Annotated in this window: 23 protein-coding genes; 8 read left to right on the plus strand and 15 right to left on the minus strand. The window is 43.5% G+C overall.

Features of this window, described 5'->3' with window-relative positions:
• Positions 1 to 13 precede the first annotated feature (13 nt).
• Positions 14 to 451: a hypothetical protein gene (locus LCM00_RS03030; RefSeq protein WP_224897720.1), complete on the plus strand. Its 438-nt coding sequence runs from the start codon at positions 14 to 16 to the stop codon at positions 449 to 451.
• A 103-nt stretch (positions 452 to 554) separates the two neighbouring features.
• A complete protein-coding gene (locus tag LCM00_RS03035) occupies positions 555 to 1,013 on the plus strand; it encodes a protein kinase (RefSeq protein WP_224897722.1) in 459 nt (152 codons plus the stop codon).
• Between the two features lie 90 nt (positions 1,014 to 1,103).
• Here LCM00_RS03035 and LCM00_RS03040 read toward each other — a convergent pair whose 3' ends face one another.
• From LCM00_RS03040 to LCM00_RS03080, 9 genes are all read right to left on the minus strand, one after another.
• Positions 1,104 to 2,621, minus strand: a complete 1,518-nt coding sequence (locus LCM00_RS03040) for a CPBP family intramembrane glutamic endopeptidase (RefSeq protein WP_224897724.1) — start codon at positions 2,619 to 2,621, stop codon at positions 1,104 to 1,106.
• Between the two features lie 13 nt (positions 2,622 to 2,634).
• A complete protein-coding gene (locus tag LCM00_RS03045; protein ID WP_224897726.1) occupies positions 2,635 to 3,060 on the minus strand; it encodes a hypothetical protein in 426 nt (141 codons plus the stop codon).
• Positions 3,061 to 3,062: 2 nt separating this feature from the next.
• Positions 3,063 to 3,266, minus strand: coding sequence for a helix-turn-helix transcriptional regulator (locus LCM00_RS03050; RefSeq protein WP_101548104.1), 204 nt, complete (start codon positions 3,264 to 3,266; stop codon positions 3,063 to 3,065).
• 792 nt (positions 3,267 to 4,058) lie between these two features.
• Entirely contained in the window at positions 4,059 to 5,270 is a 1,212-nt protein-coding gene (locus tag LCM00_RS03055) for a TolB-like translocation protein (RefSeq protein WP_224897728.1), read from the minus strand.
• Positions 5,271 to 5,323: 53 nt separating this feature from the next.
• A complete protein-coding gene (locus tag LCM00_RS03060) occupies positions 5,324 to 5,770 on the minus strand; it encodes an SRPBCC family protein (protein WP_224897730.1) in 447 nt (148 codons plus the stop codon).
• A 19-nt stretch (positions 5,771 to 5,789) separates the two neighbouring features.
• On the minus strand, positions 5,790 to 6,080 hold the full coding sequence (locus tag LCM00_RS03065; protein ID WP_224897732.1) for a hypothetical protein: 291 nt from the start codon (positions 6,078 to 6,080) through the stop codon (positions 5,790 to 5,792).
• Positions 6,081 to 6,688: 608 nt separating this feature from the next.
• Positions 6,689 to 6,988 (minus strand): DUF5316 domain-containing protein, encoded by a 300-nt coding sequence (locus tag LCM00_RS03070; RefSeq protein ID WP_224897734.1) that lies wholly within the window; start codon positions 6,986 to 6,988, stop codon positions 6,689 to 6,691.
• 119 nt (positions 6,989 to 7,107) lie between these two features.
• Positions 7,108 to 8,286 (minus strand): GTP-binding protein, encoded by a 1,179-nt coding sequence (locus LCM00_RS03075; RefSeq protein ID WP_263623215.1) that lies wholly within the window; start codon positions 8,284 to 8,286, stop codon positions 7,108 to 7,110.
• 86 nt (positions 8,287 to 8,372) lie between these two features.
• Positions 8,373 to 9,500: an FAD/NAD(P)-binding protein gene (locus tag LCM00_RS03080; RefSeq protein WP_224897737.1), complete on the minus strand. Its 1,128-nt coding sequence runs from the start codon at positions 9,498 to 9,500 to the stop codon at positions 8,373 to 8,375.
• 517 nt (positions 9,501 to 10,017) lie between these two features.
• On the opposite strand from LCM00_RS03080, the gene LCM00_RS03085 reads away from it, so the two are divergent.
• Both LCM00_RS03085 and LCM00_RS03090 read left to right on the plus strand, forming a co-directional pair.
• Positions 10,018 to 11,013, plus strand: a complete 996-nt coding sequence (locus tag LCM00_RS03085; protein ID WP_224897739.1) for a permease — start codon at positions 10,018 to 10,020, stop codon at positions 11,011 to 11,013.
• Positions 11,014 to 11,027: 14 nt separating this feature from the next.
• A complete protein-coding gene (locus LCM00_RS03090) occupies positions 11,028 to 12,020 on the plus strand; it encodes a TIGR03943 family putative permease subunit (RefSeq protein WP_224897741.1) in 993 nt (330 codons plus the stop codon).
• Between the two features lie 30 nt (positions 12,021 to 12,050).
• On the opposite strand, the gene LCM00_RS03095 is transcribed toward LCM00_RS03090, so the two are convergent.
• Positions 12,051 to 12,572 carry a DinB family protein gene (locus tag LCM00_RS03095; protein WP_224897743.1) on the minus strand — a complete coding sequence of 174 codons (522 nt, stop codon included), beginning with the start codon at positions 12,570 to 12,572 and terminating at the stop codon, positions 12,051 to 12,053.
• Between the two features lie 298 nt (positions 12,573 to 12,870).
• Between LCM00_RS03095 and LCM00_RS03100 the strand changes: the two genes are divergently transcribed.
• Positions 12,871 to 13,044, plus strand: a complete 174-nt coding sequence (locus LCM00_RS03100; RefSeq protein WP_224897745.1) for a DUF4083 domain-containing protein — start codon at positions 12,871 to 12,873, stop codon at positions 13,042 to 13,044.
• Positions 13,045 to 13,070: 26 nt separating this feature from the next.
• Here LCM00_RS03100 and LCM00_RS03105 read toward each other — a convergent pair whose 3' ends face one another.
• Positions 13,071 to 13,640, minus strand: a complete 570-nt coding sequence (locus tag LCM00_RS03105) for a DUF6434 domain-containing protein (protein WP_224898160.1) — start codon at positions 13,638 to 13,640, stop codon at positions 13,071 to 13,073.
• Positions 13,641 to 13,792: 152 nt separating this feature from the next.
• Here LCM00_RS03105 and LCM00_RS03110 point away from each other — a divergent pair, with 152 nt between their 5' ends.
• Together LCM00_RS03110 and LCM00_RS03115 are read left to right on the plus strand one after the other, a co-directional pair.
• A complete protein-coding gene (locus tag LCM00_RS03110) occupies positions 13,793 to 14,296 on the plus strand; it encodes a DUF2243 domain-containing protein (protein ID WP_404802133.1) in 504 nt (167 codons plus the stop codon).
• Positions 14,283 to 15,083: a cytochrome c oxidase assembly protein gene (locus LCM00_RS03115; RefSeq protein ID WP_318247588.1), complete on the plus strand. Its 801-nt coding sequence runs from the start codon at positions 14,283 to 14,285 to the stop codon at positions 15,081 to 15,083. The genes LCM00_RS03110 and LCM00_RS03115 overlap by 14 nt, the downstream gene beginning before the upstream one ends.
• A gap of 57 nt (positions 15,084 to 15,140) precedes the next feature.
• Here LCM00_RS03115 and LCM00_RS03120 read toward each other — a convergent pair whose 3' ends face one another.
• The 4 genes from LCM00_RS03120 to LCM00_RS03135 form a co-directional block, all read right to left on the minus strand.
• Positions 15,141 to 15,989: an STAS domain-containing protein gene (locus tag LCM00_RS03120; protein WP_224897747.1), complete on the minus strand. Its 849-nt coding sequence runs from the start codon at positions 15,987 to 15,989 to the stop codon at positions 15,141 to 15,143.
• Between the two features lie 237 nt (positions 15,990 to 16,226).
• Complete coding sequence (locus tag LCM00_RS03125) at positions 16,227 to 17,060, minus strand: STAS domain-containing protein (RefSeq protein ID WP_224897749.1); 834 nt, start codon at positions 17,058 to 17,060, stop codon at positions 16,227 to 16,229.
• Between the two features lie 103 nt (positions 17,061 to 17,163).
• Positions 17,164 to 18,075: an aminoglycoside phosphotransferase family protein gene (locus LCM00_RS03130; protein ID WP_224897751.1), complete on the minus strand. Its 912-nt coding sequence runs from the start codon at positions 18,073 to 18,075 to the stop codon at positions 17,164 to 17,166.
• On the minus strand, positions 18,075 to 18,971 hold the full coding sequence (locus LCM00_RS03135; protein WP_224897753.1) for an alpha/beta fold hydrolase: 897 nt from the start codon (positions 18,969 to 18,971) through the stop codon (positions 18,075 to 18,077). Before LCM00_RS03135 ends, LCM00_RS03130 begins: the two co-directional genes overlap by 1 nt.
• A 364-nt stretch (positions 18,972 to 19,335) precedes the next feature.
• Between LCM00_RS03135 and LCM00_RS03140 the strand changes: the two genes are divergently transcribed.
• A complete protein-coding gene (locus tag LCM00_RS03140; RefSeq protein ID WP_224897755.1) occupies positions 19,336 to 20,586 on the plus strand; it encodes an MFS transporter in 1,251 nt (416 codons plus the stop codon).
• Positions 20,587 to 20,619: the final 33 nt, after the last annotated feature.

Below are 20,619 nucleotides of genomic sequence, written 5' to 3' on the forward strand. Positions count from 1 at the left end.
TGGAGGTGAAAGATTGAGGAAGAATTTGCTTTTGTTTTGTATCCCTGCTGCCTTTGTTCTTCTTTACTTCATAGTCAGCTTTTCATTTGGCGAGGAAAAATTTTATGTAGTTCTTGCCAAAGAGGATATATTAATCTCCGATATTGAATCGATCGAAATTATCAGCGGCTGGAAGGATGAGCGGAAATATTTGACTGGCAGACAAGATATCCAACGCTTAATGGAGAACTTTACCGGTTTGAAAATGAATAAAAATAATTTTGCTCAACTATCAGATGAAGATAGCTATTGGCTGACGATCTCCTCGAAAAGCGGCAAAAGGCTGGCTCTTACGGTATTTGAAAGTGATTATATAACTGTGTACAGCTTCCAGGACAAGAACTCCCGAAGCAATACTTACAAACTCTCCCATTCAGGCTTAAAACTGTCCTTAGAAGAAATCTTTAAATAACGATTATTAAATTGAGGTAAATTTTATTCCTATGCACATTGAGGAAAATTGGCGGAAATATTGCACCGAGGAAAATTTTATAGGAATCGGTTCTACAAGAAAGGTGTACCTGCATAAGGAATATGCCATCAAAGTGAATCTCCATCCACTCGGGTTCAAGCAATCTTTAAAAGAGATGGAAATTTATCAATTTATGAAAGCTGAAGGATTGGGCAGCCTGTTTGCTGAAGCTTTCTATGCTGATCAGTCTGTTTCTGTGCAAAGATATTATCAGCCCGTCCCCTTGATCAATAATCAGTCTTACGAGATTGATAAAGATTCAGACAGAGCCTTCCTCCCTTCCGATTATGAAAAAGCATTGCGGATTCTTGATGCTGAATTCGACTCTTTTGATATTAAAGACAGCAGCAATTATGGTTTTAATGGAGAGAAGCTGCTTGTATTCATTGATTATGGCATGACAAGGAAGCTATATGAAAATGAGTGGGTCCCTTTGGCTGAGAGCGGGGTACTGCCGCAAATTTATTTTGAACAATGCGTCTCATGCGGGACAGAAAAATAGCTCCGCATGTACGGAGAATTTGATGAAGACAAAAGGTGCCTGCAATGCGGGAAAGAATGAAGCAATGAGGCACCAGAGACTATTAACCTCTCAAATAAATTGCGGGGCAGCGACATGTATGACAATATCAGCAAAGATATGGGCGATCATTGCATATTCCAGCCCTGCATACACGAATAATGCTCCGAACACTACACCCCCTATTCCATTTATAAGGAGCATTCCAAAAATAAGGCCAAGAGTCATGTCGAAAGCTGAAGCAGCGACTCCAAAATGCAGAGCGCCAAATAAGAGTGCTGCGCTGAAGATGCTGACCCAAATGGCAGTCTTCCCTGGCTTCTTTTTCTTAATCTTCGCCGTTAACCAGAGAAGCAGCGTGACAAAGAACAAGCGGAACATCGTTTCTTCTGTGGTACCCGCTCCGAAAGAGCCCAGAAGACCCAGCTTCCAATCCGGTTCGTTTATGCTGGAGTTATCAATACCGAGCGGCTTCGATATAAAATAGCTTGTGATACAAATCACAATACCTGTCAAAACTCCATAAAAGACTGCCTTTCCTGCATCCTTTGCATGCTTCTTCCAATTTCCCGAACGTCTGATAAAAGATTCCAGCATGGGAATTTTAACAGCTGCCGTTCTTGCCATCAGCAGAGCCAGCAGGATTAGAATGCCAGCCTCTATTAAGGTCTGGCCAGCAAATATCAGCGTAAAAGCTCCTGCCGACACCCCCATTTCCTTATGGAACCCTTCCCTGGCAATAGCATAAGGAGCTAATGCCAATGCACCTGCCAGATTGATGCCAAGAAGCAGGAAATACATCCTCCAGTTAACAAGCGGCTCTCTTTTGGATTGAACCTGGATTTCCGCTTCTTCATCTGAGCATTCCTCCATTTTCAGCTTCAGCAGCTCAGCCAGTTCGTCTGATTGTTCGATATAAATGAAGGCTTTCTTCACTTCTTTCTTTAATCCAAAATAACCTATTGCCGTAACAGGCTGCTTAAAGATTATTTCATGCCTCAGCTCATCCCCCATTCCGAATATCCTGGTCAGCACTCTCGGGAAAGCGGTTGCATGAAAGACGCCGTTTTCGTAAATGATCCCTCCGCTTTTGTTATACTGAAGGGATGCTTTCTGTATTCTATCAATCTCGCTGATATGAAAGGACAATTCCCTTCTCGCCCCAATTTTCATATCAACCCTGTTATTTTTGACTGTAATGGGTGTATTGCGGAGCCAGTTATAATCGCCGATCATATAAATGATGCTATAAATATGGACCGCTGAAATAGTGTAAGCAAGGGCTGGCTCCTCATTTCTCAAGTAGATATGGAAAACAATCATTTCAAGAATCTGTTCGTGCAAAAGAGCGAGGAACAGCCAAAAATAATTGGAGCCTTTCAATAATGGAAAAACAGCTGCCTGATTTACAGGCTTCCTTTTTCCCCATTGGAAGACACTATAATACAGGATCTTTCCTTCTTTCAACACCATCGCTCCAAATGGATTGTGATCAATCTTTCCCTGTTTATATTTGATAAAAACAAAAATCAGAAGAGCCTCGAGCAATACAGCCAGAATAGAAAGTGAAATCAGCATCTGTTTATCCATGTAAGCTACCCCTTTATCGGTGTCTTCTCAGCTCCAGCCAAAAAATCAAGTATTGCACAATGCCCATCCCGGCAAGAAGCATGACTGGGAAGTAAGGAATATGGTTTAAAAATGCGGTCAGGGCAATCGCAATCGGTATAAAGGAAGCAAAAAAGATATATACCTTTCTGGTTGCCTTATAGGTGATCCACTGCTGCCCTTCGTCATCCTCTCTCAACTCCATTGGGATAATCTGCGGTTTCACCTTGCTGCCAGGGTTCAGCTTGTTGTAGACAGGTATGGAAGCAACAAGGATGAGAATCGGAATGCCGAGAAACAGCGGATCAATATTCATCCACCCAGGAACATCGTCAGTATAATAATTGCCAATCATTATGATCCCAAGGCCCAGGATCAGCAGGCAATTAAAAAGTGGAGATTGAAGAATAGCTTTTAGCATGGTCATTCTTCCCCTTCTAAATGAAATATCTGTTCGACCGGGACTCCAAACACAGAGGATATCTTCAATGCGAGTGTGATGGACGGAGCGTAATCGCCCTTTTCAATCAGCCCGATCGTCTGCCGTGAAACACCGATCTTATCTGCCAGATCCTGCTGTGTGAAACGGAACCTCGCCCTCATTTCACGAACGGAATTTTTTAACATGGTAAATTTCCCCTCCCTATGTCATCTTAAGAGTAAAGGATTATTGTCATAATGTAAACGATAGTTGTCATTTATCCATAATGTTGTAACAATTAGAATAATAAAATTTGGTTTTTTGGAAGGAAAAAGATAGGGAGGATTGCTGTAACAAGGGAGTAATTTGAAAGTTATTGGGGGGCTTTTCATAAACAAATTGGGGAATTCAGTCGGGGCGTGGCCGCTGCTTAAATTGCAATGCAAGTATTGATTTGCTTTTATTCGATGTGAGTGACTCCTTTTTTATTGTTTAGATGCACTGGGACCTGCTTTTAAATACCCTTATGTGTTAATTAACCTCTATTCTATGCATGAGGGACTGCTTTTTTATCATCTCATGTGTTGATAAGCCTCTATTCTAGGCATGAGGGCCTGCTTTTTTATCCCCTCATGTGTTGATAAGCCTCTATTCTATGCATGAGGGACTGCTTTTTTATCATCTCATGTATTGATCAGCCTCTATTCTATGCATGAGGGACTGCTTTTTTATCTCCTCATGTATTGATTAGCCTCTATTCTATGCATGAGGGACTGCTTTTTTACCTCCTCATGTATTGATTAGCCTCTATCCGATGCATGAGGGACTGCTTTTTTATCATCTCATGTATTGATTAGCCTCTATCCGATGCATGAGGGACTGCTTTTTTATCATCTCATGTATTGATTAGCCTCTATTCATATTGCTTTTTTTCAACCCTGGCTTAGATTGCATCCAATCAAATAATTTAAGCCCATCCTCAGCGAATGGGCTTTCCTCTACTTGCTGTTGTAAAATACCGGTGCGTCGTCCACTCTTTCAAGCCATACCTTTGCTTTGCCGCCTGCCCCCTCTTTGATCCAGATATCTCCCTGCGTTCCGCCGCTTTCTTTTCGCATCCATGTTAAATAGCTCCCTGTTACTTGAGGCTTGATATCCATGCTGCCTGGTTTAGGGAATGTAATTTGCTTCTGGATGCCTGATTTGATATTGATGCTGTATAGCTTTGAATACAGCTCCGGGACCGGCCCTTCCTTCCATTCTTTATTTTCCCTTGCCCGGGCTGAGATCACCTCGTCTACGGTCAGCCACGCGAGGTCAATATCTACATAGCCTTCTGGCGTATAATCCTTTTGGCCGGCTGAAATTGGAATATCTGCTACCGACGTCCTTTTATCCTGTACAAAAAACCTGCCTTCACCAGAAATATACGCGATTTTATTTTCCTTCGGGGACCATTTAAACCAATCCGGCTGGTTCAGCATCTTTCCGATAATCTGGAACCGGGTACCTCCCGCAGACAATACCATGAGCGTGTTGCTGTCGGCCGACCATGATGCGGTCGGGACTCCAAGAAAGCTTATCCACTTCCGGTCTGTGCTCCACTTGAAATGATTTGCATCAATCGCAAACAGTTTGTCCGGGTCCGTTTTTATTGTATAAAATGGCTTTATTTTTTGGGGGTTCAGTCCGGCATCTTTCTTTATTTTGAACAGCCTAACCGGCCCCCATCCAGTGGGCAGCAGCTCTGCTTGTGACGAGGCGATGAAGCCCTTGCCATCCGGCATCCATGTAAAATCACTTACACCTAAAGAGACATTTTCAAAGCCCATAGGTATACCGTTTTTAGTTTTTGTGATATTAAGAACTCCACTGGAAGTGTAAGCGATTGTATTGGCATCCGGGGACCATTCAAAGTGATAGGTCTCGATTGTTTTATAAGGCTGATAGCTCCGGTTCTTCTGTAAATCATACACAAACAGATAACGCTGATCACCTTCTGCAGCCAGATAAGCAATGAACCTTCCATCATATGACCATTTTGGATCCGATGCCTGTCCTGCTTCGGTCAAACGGTTTTCTTTTTTCCCCTCAGCAATCCACAAATTTCCGTCTCTTATAAAAGCTGCCTTTATTCCCCCTTCAGCCTGGCTGGAAATAGGCATGCTTGCAAAAATGGCCAGAAAGCATAAAAAAATCCTTAATCTCATGGAAATCCCTCCTGCCGTTAGGGTGTCCCGATTAAGGATGTCAATTCCAATATTCAGCCTAAATCCTGCTTGCAGACAAGAGCATGCTCTACATAAAGCTTAAGGAGGACGAGTGCCTCTCCCCAGCCGGCTGCACAATTTACGCAGGCCTGCAAGTCTTTGCGGGAAGAGGTATATCCCGTCTCGTGAACACTGACAAGCGTACCTTTATTAGCAGGCTCCAGTGTAAACGACACCGCAGTCGTACTATCTCCGGGAGTCCATTGAAAAGTGAATCTCCGGCCCGGCTCGGAATGAAGAATCTTCCCTCCATCCTCAAGCACAAGTTTTTCTGGACCAAAACTTTTCCATTTCAAGCGGATGTCACCTGTGCCATCCGAGTTCAGATTCAGTACAGTCTCATCGGTAAACCAGCTGTTCCAGCCTTCTGCAGTAGTCAAAACCCGATAAATTTCATGTCTATCTTTCCTGATCAATATTCTATGTTGGATCTCCGGCATCTCGTTTTCCCCCAATCTATTAAGGCATAGAGCCTGATATGAGCTCAATGACACATGCCAATACAGCCAGCAGTATGGTCATGATCGTACTGCTGAATAAAATGTTTTTACTTATCATAATATATTTTTCAGGCTCCCTGAGCTGGTGGTAAATGAGTGTTACCAAAAGGCCCAGAACGATAGCTGCCCCCCATTGCACTAACCCTGGCACAGTCGTCAGCCTTTCCCAGTCTGCCATCCATAAAAATAGTATATACAGCTGTGACCCCAGGATAAAAAAGCCTGCGATTGCTCCTAGTTTTCTTCTCATAATTAAACCTTTCCTCTCATTTCTGACTGCTCATGCTGCTGTCGAATGGGATTTGCACTATATTAAATATACTGCAGTCCCCATCTCTATTCGCTTGTAGATAAACCGTATGTATTGCATGCGTCTTGTCTGGATGCTATATTTCAAATTTTTTTGCGGTCTTTCCGCTTATAAGACTGTATTGCAGCTGGATGTACCGCCCGCCGCTCTTGATGTATGACCTGAATCCGCTGAACCCTTTTTTATAGGTCTCTATTTTCATTATATATACTCCCTTTAATCTTCCATCATTGACTGCATTCCAATGGCCACTATCACGCAAGCAGCCATCAGTCTTTTTTTCATAAAATCCTTGCTTTCTCACCGCTATAATAGATTAGACGAAAGAAGAAGCAGTAAGTTTCATGATTTGTGTTTCTGCTCCGGCACTTCATAGATATAAAAAAGGACCCGTGGATGGGTCCTTACTTCCAAACTGTATCAAGCTTATCGGCATAAAAGGCAATCACTTTCCTGTACAGCATGATGCTTTCATCTGAAGATGTTCCCGCAAGGCTTTCCAGCAGAATCCTCTAAGTTTGATCGCAAATTCAAGTTCTTCCATAGATTTATCCCCCTCCGGACACAAGATAATAAACTAATACTGCTGTCATATTCGGGAGGCCGAACAGCAGAACACCGCCTCCTATTTTTTGCCGCTTCTTTCTATCATTCTTGCTCTCTGTATGAAAATTTGCCCTGTTTTGTTCCCCGCTGACGAAAATACCAAACAATAACCCGCTAATTAAAATGGAGGCTATAGACATAGTCCCGCTCAGCATCAATAAAAGATTCCAGTCACCTGCCGCAAATGAACCAGCCGCCGCAAGGGCTGCCAGGACCATACCTGCCAACAATGCTTGTTTCATCATAATATCCCCTTTTCTTCATTATATTTATGAAGGAAAAGTGCGGTTACTTTCATGATTTCTATATGCAATGATAAAAGTCCTTACTTAGCCATATAACAATCGGCATTCTATTAATCTTAGAAGGCAGGCAAAGGGTCCTCAAAAGTCTTCCAGTCCTCTTCAGCCTCTTCTTTTCTAATTAGGCAAACATCGAGCGATTCCTCAATAGCCCGGCGGTCCATTTTTATGCCGATCATGACCAGCTCTGTCTGCCGGTCTCCTGTTGTTTCATCCCAGCTTTCCTTAAGCTCGGGATCTTCTGACAGAATTTGTTCCCGTTCGGCTTCAGGAAGCGAAGCGATCCATGCACCCGCCCCTTGCAGTATAAGCGACGGTCCAGCCTGAGAAAGAAGGCCGGCAGTATCTTCCCTGCCTGCAACCCAAATGAAGCCCTTTGATCTGACAATCTCAGCAGGCCATCGTTCAAGCCATTGCATAAACCTGCCAGGATGAAACGGCCTTCTTCTTTTATAGACGAAGGAAGAAATCCCATATTCCTCGGTTTCCGGTATATGCTCTTGATTGAGCTCTTTAATCCAGCCTGCATTTTGTCCGGCTTTTTCCAAGTCAAAAAGATTTGTATTCAGCACGCGGTCCAGCGGCACTTCACCCTGTATTGTTTCAATGATATCTGCTCCGGGATTGAGCTTGCGGAGGACTGCTATAAGTTTTTCAGCAGCCTTCCTTTCGGTCAAGTCGATTTTGTTCACCAAGATTACATTGGCAAATTCAATCTGATCGATCAGCAGGTCCACCACTTCGCGTTCATCTGACTCCCCTGCCGCCACCTGCCTGTCCAGAAGGCTTTCTCCAGATGAAAAGTCCTGCCAAAACCGGTAAGCATCTACAACTGTCACCATTGTATCCAGCCTGCAGATGGAGGACAGATTAATTCCTAGATCTTCGTCAGCAAAAGAAAAGGTTTGAGCAACCGGGACCGGCTCACTGATTCCTGTTGATTCAATCACTATATAATCAATGTCGCCTTTGGACGCAAGCTTCTCAACCTCTATCATTAAGTCTTCGCGCAGCGTGCAGCAGATGCAGCCATTCTGCATTTCAACCAGCTTTTCATCTGTCCTTGAAAAGCCGCCCTGCTTTACCATTGCGGCATCGATATTCACTTCACTCATATCATTGACAATCACAGCTACTTTCAAGCCATTACGATTTGCCAGGATGTGATTGAGCAAAGTTGTTTTTCCTGAACCAAGATAGCCGCTCAAGACAGTAACAGGTATTTTCTTTATACTCATTAAAATCTCTCCTTTTAAACGTATTCATTACGATTTAAAACTTATAATAAGCTGCTTGTAATTCTTTCTGCTGCCTGTCGTGCCCCTTAGATATTGCGGGCAATCGGCCCTATCTCCAGCTCGGCCAGTGCTCCTGTAACATAAAGTCCTCGAGACCATTGGAGTGAATGGCCAACGATAGGATAACCGCACTTTGCACAAGGCAGGCTATGCTTCTCAATAAAGGGGGTAAGCCATTCTTTTCCCGGAAGGCAGGCCCGAAAGCCGGTGGCCAGAACAATAGTCCCAGTCTGATGGATGAGCTCCCCTTTTTCATTGAACATAGAAATACCCCCTCCGCTCCATTCAGCCCGATCAACATGGCCATCAATAAGGTGAAGCAGATCCTCTTTAGCCAAATGCTTGATTTTTGCCAGAAGTTCAAATGGAAGGGACCCCTTATTCCTTGCTTTTATAATCTGCCGGCGCTTTTCATTCCAAGATTTAAGCTTGCAGAAGCCAAATTGTTTTCTTGGACCGAGCCAGCCTGGATCACTGTCAAAATCATGCACCCGGTAAGGATGGCGCTTCAGCAATGTTACTTGGCCAGGATACTGTGTGCTTAAGCTTATGGCCAAATGTGCCGCTGATATCCCGCCGCCAAGGATCGTTATGGGACCTTGAAGGTGTTCAAGAACCGGCATGCCTTTTTCGAAGATATGATAAATGGATGGACAGCCCTCTTCTTTAAGACTGAGGGCCCAATCAGGTATGAAGGGCTGTTCTCCAATCCCAATGCTAATGGCAAGATTTTTTGTCTCAATTGTTCGTCCATCCTGAAGGGCCAAACGCCATCCACCATTTGTCTCCATTGCTTCTTTTACCCTGCCCTGCATCCATGATTTCTTCATTACCGTATCCTGGATAACATGCTGGCAATGCTCATTGAATAATTTCAATGAAGGTCTCTTATATCTGCCGTAGAATGCCCCCCTTTGTTTGGTCTCACCTGCAAATTTCTGCAGGCTGAAAGGCCCTTCGTCGATATGATGCACAGAAGGCGATCTTAAGTAAGGCATTGAAATGGCAGCTGTGCAATGCTTCCAATTGGATAGCGGCTCATGATGCGGATCAATAATGGACAGTCCTTCTAAGGATACTTTTTTATTTCTCAGCAAGAATCCAGCAAGTGTAACACCTTGTATTCCCCCGCCGACAATGACCCATTCTTTCATCTTTTGAATCCTCCTTGAAAAAAGCGCTTGGCTGATGTGATTTATGTAAAATTCTGCCTCAGCTTTCTGTGTTTATTAGCAAGTTTCATCTTTTATTAGCAACTTTTCCAGTTTACTAGCAACTTTTTTCTTTTATTAGCAACTTTTCCAATTTATTAGCAACTATTCAGTTTTATTAGCAACTACAACGCAAACTATAGCCTGGGAATAAAACGTAATAATTACGATTTAATAATTAAACCACAACTTTTAAACTTATGCAATCCCCACTCCTGGTAAGGTTCTCTAACGTTCTTTGTGCCTGCGCTCCCCTAATTTTATCCCCTAAGAGATCTTCCTGGGACGATTGACGCATCTCTTCCCCTGAATAAACAGGTATTCCAGCCTCCTAAACTGCTACAAATTGGACAGGTATATTCCCATGGACAAACACATATAGTTAGCTTAGAATGTAAAGCGTAATTATTACGTTTACTTCAATTTTATTACCCCGGGTGCTGTTATTTAGGAGGTTTATATGGATCGAATAATAAAAAGCAATATGGGCGATTTGACAGGTCTGATTATCGCTGTTTCAGCAGGTTTGTTTATCTTTTTGATTGTCAGCTTCCAAGAATCAGTGGAGCTTCCCTCATCATTGCTCAATTTGAATACGATCTTTATCAGTATTTTGATAGAGGCGCTTCCATTTGTATTGATCGGCGTTCTTATAGCCGGGTTTATACAGATTTTTGTTACTGAGGACCATATTAAAAAATGGATACCGAAGAATAAGTATTTGGCAATTCTGATGAGCTGTACGGCGGGAGCCCTTTTTCCAGCATGTGAGTGCGGCATTGTTCCAATTATTCGAAGGCTCGTTGGCAAAGGTGTGCCGATTTATGCGGGAATTGGCTTTATGCTCACCGGACCCCTTATCAATCCGATAGTTATTGCTTCTACATATATGGCATTTGGCAATGATGCGAAGGTGGCCGGTCTAAGGATGGGGCTGGGTTTTGTCATTGCACTGGCATCCGCTTTTGCAGTCAGCCTTTTCTTTAAAGGCAATCAATTTAAAAAAGGTCTTCATACAGAGTCCCCGCAATCAATGAGCAAAGCTCCCTTTATGGACAGGCTTTGGTCGATGCTGACACATTCTATTGATGAGTTCTTTGATATGGCAAAATATTTAATACTGGGGGCTTTTCTGGCTTCTTTCGTCCAGGTATACTTGCCTGCAAGAACACTGCTCGAGGCAGGGAGCGGCCCTGTCGCTTCTCTGCTGGTGATGATGGGCCTTGCTTTCATTCTTTCTTTATGCTCGGAGGCCGATGCATTCATCGGAGCGTCATTCGGCAGCATCTTCCCTTCTGCCTCTGTTTTGGGCTTCCTGATTTTCGGTCCTATGATTGATTTAAAAAACACTCTGATGATGCTGAGCGTCTTCCGGAAAAGATTTGTCTTATCCGTACTGCTGATTGTAGCAGCAGCCGTTTTTGCAACTTTACTCATTGTACAAGGCTTATGGTAAGGGAGGGAGAATAAATGGTCATACACTATCAGCAGGGATTGAGGGCATTAATACTGCTTATCTTTTCAGCTTTAATTTTCAAACTGCATTATACAGGAGAGATCAGCAAATATATCAACCCTAAATATGAGAGCTTGAGCCAAATTGCATCTGTTATTTTTCTCGTCCTGTTTTTTATTCAAATCACACGCATATGGGGACAAAAGGAAAAAAAGCATCATCATCACCATGATGGTGAAATGGAATGCTGCCAACATGATGATGGAGACCATGACTGCGGGCACCATCATGATCACGGAACCTCCCCGTTTACAGCCAAAAAGCTGCTATCCTACAGCATCATCATCTTTCCCTTGATTACGGGCTTCCTCCTGCCGCCCAAGGTGCTGGACGCATCAATTGCGGATAAAAAAGGGGGAATGGCCATTTTATCGCATGGAAAGCAGAAGGCTGACCAGAATAAAGCGGCAACAGAGGAGAATCAGACTGACCAGAAAGAAGCAGCAAAGGACCAGCTTGAGGCTAAACAGGGTGACACTATAGACGAAAACGAACCGGATCCAAACCTGGAGAATCAGCCTGTCATGACAAATGATGAATACACCGCGTACAAAAAAAGACTGGCTAAAAGCAATAGCATCCTTTTGAACGATGATGTGTATGCCGCCTATTATGAGAGCATGCATGAAGATCTGGACAGCTTTGTAGGAAAAGAGATCGAGCTGAAGGGATTTGTCTATAAAGAAGAAGGCTTTAACGAGGACCAGCTTGTCATCTCACGGTTCCTTGTTTCCCATTGTGTGGCAGACGCAAGCATTGTCGGCTTTTTATCACAATTCCAAGAAGCCTCCGGGCTGGAAGCTGACAGCTGGATAAAAGCAAAAGGAACAATTGAAATGGCTGAATATAATGGTACAATGCTGCCGCTCCTTAAAGTGACTGAATGGGAATCGATCAGCGAGCCCGATCAGCCATATATTTATCCAATAACAATCAAGGTCTTATAAAGAGGGGCGGGTACTTAGATCCGCCCTTTTTCATACTTGTCTGTCCGCGAGTCTTTTTAACAGCTTAATCTGTCCTCTATGGCTGATTTCATCCTCTATAACATGAAACCACATCCAATAGTGATTATATGCCAGCCCATTTTCCCAGTGAAGATCCTTAAGGAGCCAGTCTTCATCAGCCTCCTTCAGTTTATCCAATGTATTTCTCCGGACTGCATCAAGTTCGGCCACATAAAAATCCAGATCATTGCCTCTGTACTTTTCCCTGGCAAGGCTCCCAAGTTCCAGCGCAGTTCCCCATTTTGATCTTTCTTCCTCATTTAAGTCCCTTAGCTCGAAGGTTATGATGGTATGCACAAATTCAATTGCAGCCACATGCATCAGCAGGGCACCAATTGAATTAGAAGCATCGTCGAGCAAAAAATCGAGCCGGGATCGATCCAGCCCCTGTATTTCACTAAGTGTTACAGATCTTGAATGTTCTAGCATACTCACCACATCAGCAACTCTTCTGCCGTATCCAGCGGCAGGCATTATTCGGTAACTAATCAAGAAAACTCCCCCTTCAACATCTGATATCTTCATCCTATCAAATTAGCCGAGAAATTATAGACTGAATATTGAAGAATATACATGGTATACTTAAGTTGACCATTGCTCCTGTAGAACATCAAACATAATAGATTCTTATTCCTCAAGTATATTTAGCCTCTTTTCGCCGCAATAATCGCCGCTGTTTTTGTGTAAGTAAAATATATTCTTAAATTCCAATATGTAATGTAAATCGAATTCCCTTCCATATTCATACAATTATAATGTTATACTGAAAAAAAGAAAGGTTGTGATACATATGTTTAACAGTGGAGATCTTATATTTCAGATTCTTATGTTTTCCATTATGGCTGGAATGGTTTTTGCTGTCTATTTTCTCGTGCGCTGGCTGGTTATTGGAAAACCTGAATCCAGAATGGAGCAGAAGCTGGACAGAATCATCGAGCTGCTTGAGGAGGACAAAAAAAGCTAGCCTCCCGTCCTGGCGTATGAAGAAATCTATTCTTCGTATTTATATTCATTGCTCCCAGGCTTGCTTTTTATATGCATCCACGCGGCAATAGCGTCATCTCTGCTTTTCCCCTGATTATTCGGATCTGCAAAATAATCACGGATAAACCGGTTATATTCGAATTGCCGGCCAATTTCGCGTTGATAGGAAGGATCTTTTTTCCGTTTTTCTTCCTCATGCCACGCTGATACAGCATCGCTATAGGTCTTTCCGGGATTGTACTTAAAATAATCTTGTATATAAGTAGATAAGTGAAAATGTGAGCCTATGACACTCTTAAAAAATGCACGGACATCCTGGGAACAAGTATGATTCTCAGAAATAACCGTATCAAGGCTTAATAGGGCTTTGGCTGCAGGAGCCTTGGCCCTTCTTTTTCTCCCTGGAACTTTCTTCTCCCCTGTCGTCAGATAGATTTTAATCCTTTCCGACAGCTCCGCCTTTCCGCCTGACGTACTCATCCCTTCTTCCCTGCAGAAAGCCTGAAGCTCTGTTTTCAGCCAATAATATTCACTGAATTCTAAAAAGCTTATTTTGCTGGTAAGTTCCGGCCTCATATATTCCTCCATCAACTTTATTATCAATTAAGTTATAGAACAGATGTTCTTTCCATACAAGGATTTAAGGAGAATATTTCCTCTGCTTAAATATGCGCTATTATGGGTAGATTGGTGAGAAAAGGACTTTTTAAAGGATAGGAGGTTGGCTGATGGCAAGAATGGACAGGAGCCTTTCCCAAAATCAGGCCAAGTTTGCCGGCAGGAATCTGGGTTCTGGTGTTTTGTTTGGGGTCGGCCTGGCAGCTTTTTTGGATGAAGCAGTTTTTCACCAGCTTTTGCACTGGCACCATTTTTATGACCTCTCCACCACAGCCTCAGGACTGGTTTCTGACGGATTTTTTCATGCATTCAGCTGGTTTGCTACGGTTTCAGCTTTATTTATGCTTGCAGACCTTCGCCGGAGGGCAGCCTGGTGGCGGAAGAGATGGATGAGCGGCGTCATGCTGGGTTCAGGTGGCTTTAATTTTTATGACGGTACCATCCAGCATAAGGTGATGAGAATCCATCAAATTCGTTATGAGGTTGAAATATTGCCTTATGATCTGGTTTGGAATGCTATTGCGCTCTTTTTCATTCTTTTGGGAACTATTCTTTTCCTGAAGACGAACAAACAGCTGCGAAAGGCAGGTGCTGCACCAGATGCACGGCAATAGCCATCAGCACCACGAAGCAGTGGATGGTGCTGGATTAATCGCTGCCCAAGGTGCCCTAATTGTGTTTTTTGTATGTCTGCTTCTCATGTACCTTGCAGCCCAATTTTTCGGGAAACGTGATTGGCCTTTATACAGGACGGTTCTCTGGGTTGCCGGCATCCTTTGCTGTATAGCGGCGGCAGGTCCAATAGCTTCCTGGTCCCATAATCATTTTTCGGTGCACATGATGGGCCATCTGCTCCTCGGTATGCTCGGTCCCCTGCTGATGGTCCTTTCCGCGCCTGTCACATTGTTTTTGAGGATGCTGCCTGCTGCTTATGCAAGAAAGGGGGCCATGTTGCTAAAGTCCCGTTTTTTTTGGTTTATTTCTCATCCTGCAACAGCAGCAACCTTAAATATAGGAGGGCTTTGGCTGCTATATACAACCGACTTGTTTACAAGGATGCATGAACGGCCTCTGCTTTACCTGCTGGTCCATTTGCATGTCTTTCTGGCAGGATATCTATTTACGGCTTCATTCATCTCAATTGAGCCTTCTCCGCATAAAAAGAGCTTTGTGCCGAGGGCAGCCATCCTGATCACAGCCCTGGCAGGTCATGGGATATTGTCAAAATATCTATACGCCCATCCGCCGGCAGGCGTATCAATGGATCAGGCCCGGATCGGCGCTGTCCTCATGTATTATGGCGGAGATATGATAGATCTGTTCATCATCATTTTTTTCTGCCTTGAATGGTATCATTTGAGGCGTCCGAGGGAAGCAGGGGTCGGCACTGCACCTTTTTAGCATCGGGACGCCGTATAATAAGAAGAGCACTGCCAGCTGGGCAGTGCTCCTTTTATTCTATAGGACATTCTGTTTATTCAAATGCGTCAGCGCCTTTTTCAGGCTGCCAAGGAAGACAAGACCGTCCACCTCAAGTCCCAAATTAACCATAGTCTGTGCTATTTCAGGACGGATGCCGGTAAAGATCACCTTGATGCCAAGAAGCTTGAGTGCATCAGTTACTTTAAAGAGCTCATTCGCCACCATTGTGTCCACGATCATTACACCTGATATATCAAGAATTAAGTGTGAAATCCCCAGTTCCCTGGACTTTTCAAGTGTTTCTTCCATCAAAAGCTGCGCCCTGTCAGTATCAATATCTCCAATCAGCGGCAATATTGCCACAGAGTCCGTTATTGGTACAACCGGTACAGAAAGCTCGAGGAACGCTTTTTTTGAATTATTCAGTGTTTCAGAATATGATTTTACATAAGCAAGGCTGAAGGCATGGACCGCCGTATCCAGCAATGGATCAATGGTTTCAATTATATCAAAGACAGTGTCTGCTGAGATTTCATTTTTAAGAACCTCTTTTTTGATTGCTTTCCATATGTATTTCCTGTATAAAGCCGTGTCCATTAGCGCTTCATCCAGAGACACCCCTTGAACACATAGATTCTTTCCCGTTTCGGCTCCCCAGTTTTCAAAGACTACTGATACTTCCTCTCCTTCCGAAGCCTTGATGAGACTGTCTCCAAACATACTGATAAAAGCAGCTCTTAAATTCAATATATCTGTTTCATATTTGCTTATTTCTTTTCTTTCTATATCTGTCAGATAAGCAAATCGCTCTGTTTGAACCTGTTTGGCAATCTGCATTTTTTCCTGGTTGATTCTTTCCCCTATATGTGCAAGTTCTCTTGTCATAAGCTCCCCCAACATGAATATACAAATAATTGTTTTTATATGTATTCTGGTACCAACTAATTATATTGGCAGTGTTCCAAATCCCATAGCTTTTAGATGCAATTTAGACTCATTGCCAATATTCATTTAGCCATTTTTCAAAAGATCTAAACGCCTTTTTAAAAAAATATAGGCACGCTGAGACTTATAATTGGGTAAAAAGGAAGCTGCATATTGACAGCTCCCTATATCAAAGAATTATTTTAGAGAATTGATCGCCCTTTCCAGGGTGGAAGTAACACTAATCCTATCAAATGATATTCCCAGCTGCACTGCCGTCTGGGCAATTTCAGGACGGATGCCTGATAAAGTGCTCTTCACGCCAATCAGTGTAAGCGTCTCTATCAGCTGGAATATCTGGTGTGCAACCATAGTATCAATCATGACCACTCCCGACAGGTCAATGAACAGGTGATTAACCTTTTTCTCGTTGCATTCGAGCAGCGTATGCTCAAGGATGAACTTGGCCCTTGCCGTATCAATATCGCCAACAAGCGGCAGCAATGCTGCATTATTATTAAGAGAAATGACCGGTGAGCTGAGTTCATTGATCATTTCCTGGCTGGCCTTCAGTCTGGCTTCAGAAAATTTATGGTTTTCCTGCGTGAACCAGGTCATCACTTTGCTGAAGGCCTTAATGATCAGTCTGTTCCAAGTATTGATCTGGTCCTGCGTATACTTTCCATCGTTTTTCTTCGCATATTCTTCCATTAAATCAAGATACTGTTCCTGCGTATTGAAAAACTCTCTTAAGATAAAATGGACAGGCGTGCTCAAGTGCTCCTCATCCTGGGCAATGGATAGAATCCACTGTTCGAATTCACGGAAGAATGCATCTTCCTCTATTTTAAAAATCTTGCAGAAATGTTCATGAAAATCATGGTTCTGCTGCTTTATCGTCCTGATTACATCGGGATTGGTCGAGCTGTAAACTCCTTTTGGATCGCTTTTATCCAATGAAGTATACCAGTCTTCTGTTAGCTGCCATGTTTTATCTACTAAAAATTCATATAAATCTTTATTTCTATGCATAGCTTCCCCTGAAACCTCTCTATTTAAGATATTTTTCTTTACTATTGTAGCATTTCTGCTTACAAGGGTCATCTTTTAAACTGCATCGGAAAGCTGTTTCCTTTCAGGCATTCCGGCTTTCTTTTAACAGCGCATCAAATACCAAAATACTGTTAAAAAAAGAAGGCTCACAGCTGCCATTTTCTTCCCAGCTCCATGCATTTGAGAGGATCGAATGGGCATATCCCCAGCTGATCAGCTTATCCCTCTTCAGGCCGACTTTCTCTGCGAAGAGGTCAATCCTTCTTGAGATAACAGATTCTTCACCTGTTTCAGGCAGCCGATTGAGAAGATATTGAATGACATCATATTCCCTTTCTCCAATCAGCCCTTTTGGATCAATGATAACCCAGCCATTTTTCCCGCCATCCAGGATATTAAAATGATGCAGATCTCCGTGAAGAAGGAAATAGGCAGTAGTATTTCTTCTATTCTCAGCAAATATGGCGTCTGCTTCATTCAGCATGGAAGCTGTTATCGGTCCCAGCCCTTCCGGATTCTCACGTAAGATCCGCTGAAGGCTTTGATGCCGCTCCTTCATCCCAGGCAGATCAGTTGATTCCGGCGCAGGAACCCAAAGGTTCTTCATCAGATTTGCGGCAATTCCTGCGGCTTCATCATCATCTTCCACTCCAGCAAGTGTTGAGCCGGGGGCCACCTTTTCAAGGAGGAGAATACCTTTTTCCACATCAGCTTCAAATACTTTTACGACTCCCGGTCCCCTAAGCTGCTCCAGTGCATATGCCTCATTTTTTATTTCCTCGCCCGGTACGGATAGTTTAAGAACAGCCTCTGTTCCATCTGCCATGAGAACGGGCGCGGCAAAATTATAAGAAAGCTTATAATGCTTCCCGATTTTAAGCTTCCATTGTTTCTCACACTCTTCTATTAATTGATCAAAGTTCGAAAGCCATTCTACGCCTTTCTCTTTATGTACATTAATGATGGTCTTTTTGAATGCTTCAGGCAAATCCATTAAACGGACAGCCTGCCTGTTTTTAAGCTTTTATAAAAAGATTTGACAGCTTCTGCCGCCTGGAAGGGAAACTGCAGCCAAACATAAGCATGGAGTGAATTCGGGATATAAATTTTGTAATATTCCCGGAGAAGGGAAGAAAAATGTTTGATGCTTTTCTCCGCCAGCCTGTCTTCAGACTCCTCCTGGCTTGGCAGGAAAAGAACAGGACAGCTCATTTTTCGGTAATAGTCTTCCAGCCTGATATCCCAGCATGATGAAATAAAGCCGGCAAGGACATTTTTTTTAAAGCGATTCGCAAACTGTCCTTTTCCTCTTTGTTCCATAGTGCTTCTACTGAACGCTTCTGCATGCCTGTTCCAGATTTCCGCTTCCTTGAATTCTTTTTCCATTGACGAAAGATACTCTTCAGCTGAAGAGAAAACAAGTTCTTCTTCATTAATTATGCTTGCCAGGAGCTCTGTCCTTTCAATGTCTGCCTCTTCTTTTGTTCCATCAATCAAGCTGTACTCACCCCAGCGGTCATATAATCCGCCTTCACAAACAAGCGATTTGACCATTTCAGGATGGGAGGCTGCTATGCTGAGCCCCACTTCAGCCCCCATGGAGCTTCCGATGATATGGCAGCATTCAATGCCCAATCCATTCAAAAGGAGAATAATATCTTCAGCCATTTCGTCAATATGGTAGCCGCTTTCAGGTTTTTCTGATTTACCATGTCCTCTGATATCCGGCGCAATCACACTATATTCTGCAGAGAAATGCGGTATGACCCCATGCCAGGCCTGCCATGTCCCTCCGCTGAAATGCAGGAACAGAATGGCTGGTTTTTCAGAAAGGCTATGAACCACATTCATACTTATACCATTTGGCAATAGAATTTTTTCTTCCTTCATGACAGTCCCCTTTCCCGTTCTATTCTAAAATTGGGTTAAACTCAAATCCACACCTTGATGACTATTTTAAACTTTCTGTCTTCATTTTGAAATCAATATCCCCCGCTGAATATGTCGATTTTTTATTCAATGCCTCCCCTTGCCTTCCCCCGTTGTTTCCGGTAATATATGTATATTAATTTACCGGAAGGGTGACAAAAGGGCGATGAACAGCTAATTCTTTTTAGGAAATGTTCGTAATTCATTTATACGATTCTTTTCTGGACAGGATTAGTGCACCCCTTTTGTGACAGCAAGCAGCATACTCCTGCCCAGCTGTACACCCAAGGAGCCTCCTGCCCAGAAAAAGCCAGGAGGCTTATTTATGACAGAAAATATGCTTGCTGAAAAAGCAGGCTTTGGAGCGCTCTTTCAAAATCGCGTTATCAAAACCATCCTGCTGTCTGTTTTTTTCCTGCAAATCGGGATCTGGGTCCGTAATTACTCGATCCTTCTTTATGTAATTGAAAAAACAAATGAAAACCCGGTAGCGGTGTCTCTTATATCAGTCGCTGAATTTACGCCCATTTTCCTGTTTTCTTTTATCGGCGGAACATTTGCAGACCGGTGGAGGCCGAAAAGGACCATGGTATGGTGCGACTTATTAAGTGCCTTATCCATTTTTGCAGTGCTGCTCACCCTGCTATTCGGGAGCTGGAAAGTGATATTCTTTGCGACTCTTATCTCCTCGATCTTGTCCCAATTTTCCCAGCCTGCCGGCATGAAGCTTTTCAAACTCCATGTTCCGGCAGAATTGGTTCAGATGGGAATGTCTATTTACCAGACTGTATTTGCGCTTTTCATGATCCTGGGGCCTGTAATCGGAACCTTTGTCTATCAGCGCTTCGGCATCATGACAGCCATTGCGGTCATGGGTGCTGCTTTCATCCTTTCTGCCCTCATTCTGCTTATGCTGCCAGCTGACAGGGAATTGGATGAAACAACCGATAGAAAACCGCTGCTCATGGAGATGAAGGACGGTTTTCGCTATGTCTGGAGCAGCAAGCCACTGACTTTGCTCGGAGGCTGCTTTGCAGCTGCCGGACTTGCTATCGGCCTTACCCAGCCGCTCGGCGTCTTCCTAATAACTGACAGGCTTGGGCTTCCAAAAGAGGAGCTGCAATGGCTGATGACTGCATTTGGGGCCGGTATGATACTGGGGGGAGGCGGAACAGTAGCTCTTTCCAGGAAGGCACAGCCCCAGCTGCTTCTTGCGATTGGAATGGCGGCCAGCGCAATCGGCTTCATAGGAATGGGCCTGTCGACCGCTTTCTGGCTCACACTTGCTGCACAATTTTTCTCCGGTCTGTTTATGCCGTGCATCCATATCGGCATTAATACGATGATTCTGCAAAATACAGAAGAACACTTTATCGGCAGGGTCAATGGCATACTGAATCCCCTCTTTATGGGAGCAACCGTCATTACCATGTCGATGTCCGGCTGGCTGCTCAGCAAGCTTTCCATCGTACTGATTTATGAAGCTTCAGCTGTACTCCTGGCGATTGGAATTCTCATTCTCCTGCCAATCATGGGCAGAAACTCTGTTAAATCTGGAGTGAGCGAAGAAATATAACTTTAAGCTTGAGGCGATCTAGCCTCAAGTTTT

This window comes from Bacillus infantis (assembly GCF_020171945.1).
In the GTDB taxonomy this organism is placed as follows: domain Bacteria; phylum Bacillota; class Bacilli; order Bacillales; family Cytobacillaceae; genus Bacillus_AB; species Bacillus_AB infantis_A.

Excerpts from the sequence above, each read along its gene's own strand:
- LCM00_RS03040 (WP_224897724.1), bottom strand. The coding sequence starts at position 2,621 with ATGGATAAACAGATGCTGATTTCACTTTCTATTCTGGCTGTATTGCTC.
- LCM00_RS03045 (WP_224897726.1), bottom strand. The coding sequence starts at position 3,060 with ATGCTAAAAGCTATTCTTCAATCTCCACTTTTTAATTGCCTGCTGATC.
- LCM00_RS03050 (WP_101548104.1), bottom strand. The coding sequence starts at position 3,266 with ATGTTAAAAAATTCCGTTCGTGAAATGAGGGCGAGGTTCCGTTTCACA.
- LCM00_RS03055 (WP_224897728.1), bottom strand. The coding sequence starts at position 5,270 with ATGAGATTAAGGATTTTTTTATGCTTTCTGGCCATTTTTGCAAGCATG.
- LCM00_RS03060 (WP_224897730.1), bottom strand. The coding sequence starts at position 5,770 with ATGCCGGAGATCCAACATAGAATATTGATCAGGAAAGATAGACATGAA.
- LCM00_RS03065 (WP_224897732.1), bottom strand. The coding sequence starts at position 6,080 with ATGAGAAGAAAACTAGGAGCAATCGCAGGCTTTTTTATCCTGGGGTCA.
- LCM00_RS03070 (WP_224897734.1), bottom strand. The coding sequence starts at position 6,988 with ATGAAACAAGCATTGTTGGCAGGTATGGTCCTGGCAGCCCTTGCGGCG.
- LCM00_RS03075 (WP_263623215.1), bottom strand. The coding sequence starts at position 8,286 with ATGAGTATAAAGAAAATACCTGTTACTGTCTTGAGCGGCTATCTTGGT.
- LCM00_RS03080 (WP_224897737.1), bottom strand. The coding sequence starts at position 9,500 with ATGAAAGAATGGGTCATTGTCGGCGGGGGAATACAAGGTGTTACACTT.
- LCM00_RS03085 (WP_224897739.1), top strand. The coding sequence starts at position 10,018 with ATGGATCGAATAATAAAAAGCAATATGGGCGATTTGACAGGTCTGATT.
- LCM00_RS03090 (WP_224897741.1), top strand. The coding sequence starts at position 11,028 with ATGGTCATACACTATCAGCAGGGATTGAGGGCATTAATACTGCTTATC.
- LCM00_RS03100 (WP_224897745.1), top strand. The coding sequence starts at position 12,871 with ATGTTTAACAGTGGAGATCTTATATTTCAGATTCTTATGTTTTCCATT.
- LCM00_RS03105 (WP_224898160.1), bottom strand. The coding sequence starts at position 13,640 with ATGAGGCCGGAACTTACCAGCAAAATAAGCTTTTTAGAATTCAGTGAA.
- LCM00_RS03110 (WP_404802133.1), top strand. The coding sequence starts at position 13,793 with ATGGCAAGAATGGACAGGAGCCTTTCCCAAAATCAGGCCAAGTTTGCC.
- LCM00_RS03115 (WP_318247588.1), top strand. The coding sequence starts at position 14,283 with ATGCACGGCAATAGCCATCAGCACCACGAAGCAGTGGATGGTGCTGGA.
- LCM00_RS03120 (WP_224897747.1), bottom strand. The coding sequence starts at position 15,989 with ATGACAAGAGAACTTGCACATATAGGGGAAAGAATCAACCAGGAAAAA.
- LCM00_RS03125 (WP_224897749.1), bottom strand. The coding sequence starts at position 17,060 with ATGCATAGAAATAAAGATTTATATGAATTTTTAGTAGATAAAACATGG.
- LCM00_RS03130 (WP_224897751.1), bottom strand. The coding sequence starts at position 18,075 with ATGGATTTGCCTGAAGCATTCAAAAAGACCATCATTAATGTACATAAA.
- LCM00_RS03135 (WP_224897753.1), bottom strand. The coding sequence starts at position 18,971 with ATGAAGGAAGAAAAAATTCTATTGCCAAATGGTATAAGTATGAATGTG.
- LCM00_RS03140 (WP_224897755.1), top strand. The coding sequence starts at position 19,336 with ATGACAGAAAATATGCTTGCTGAAAAAGCAGGCTTTGGAGCGCTCTTT.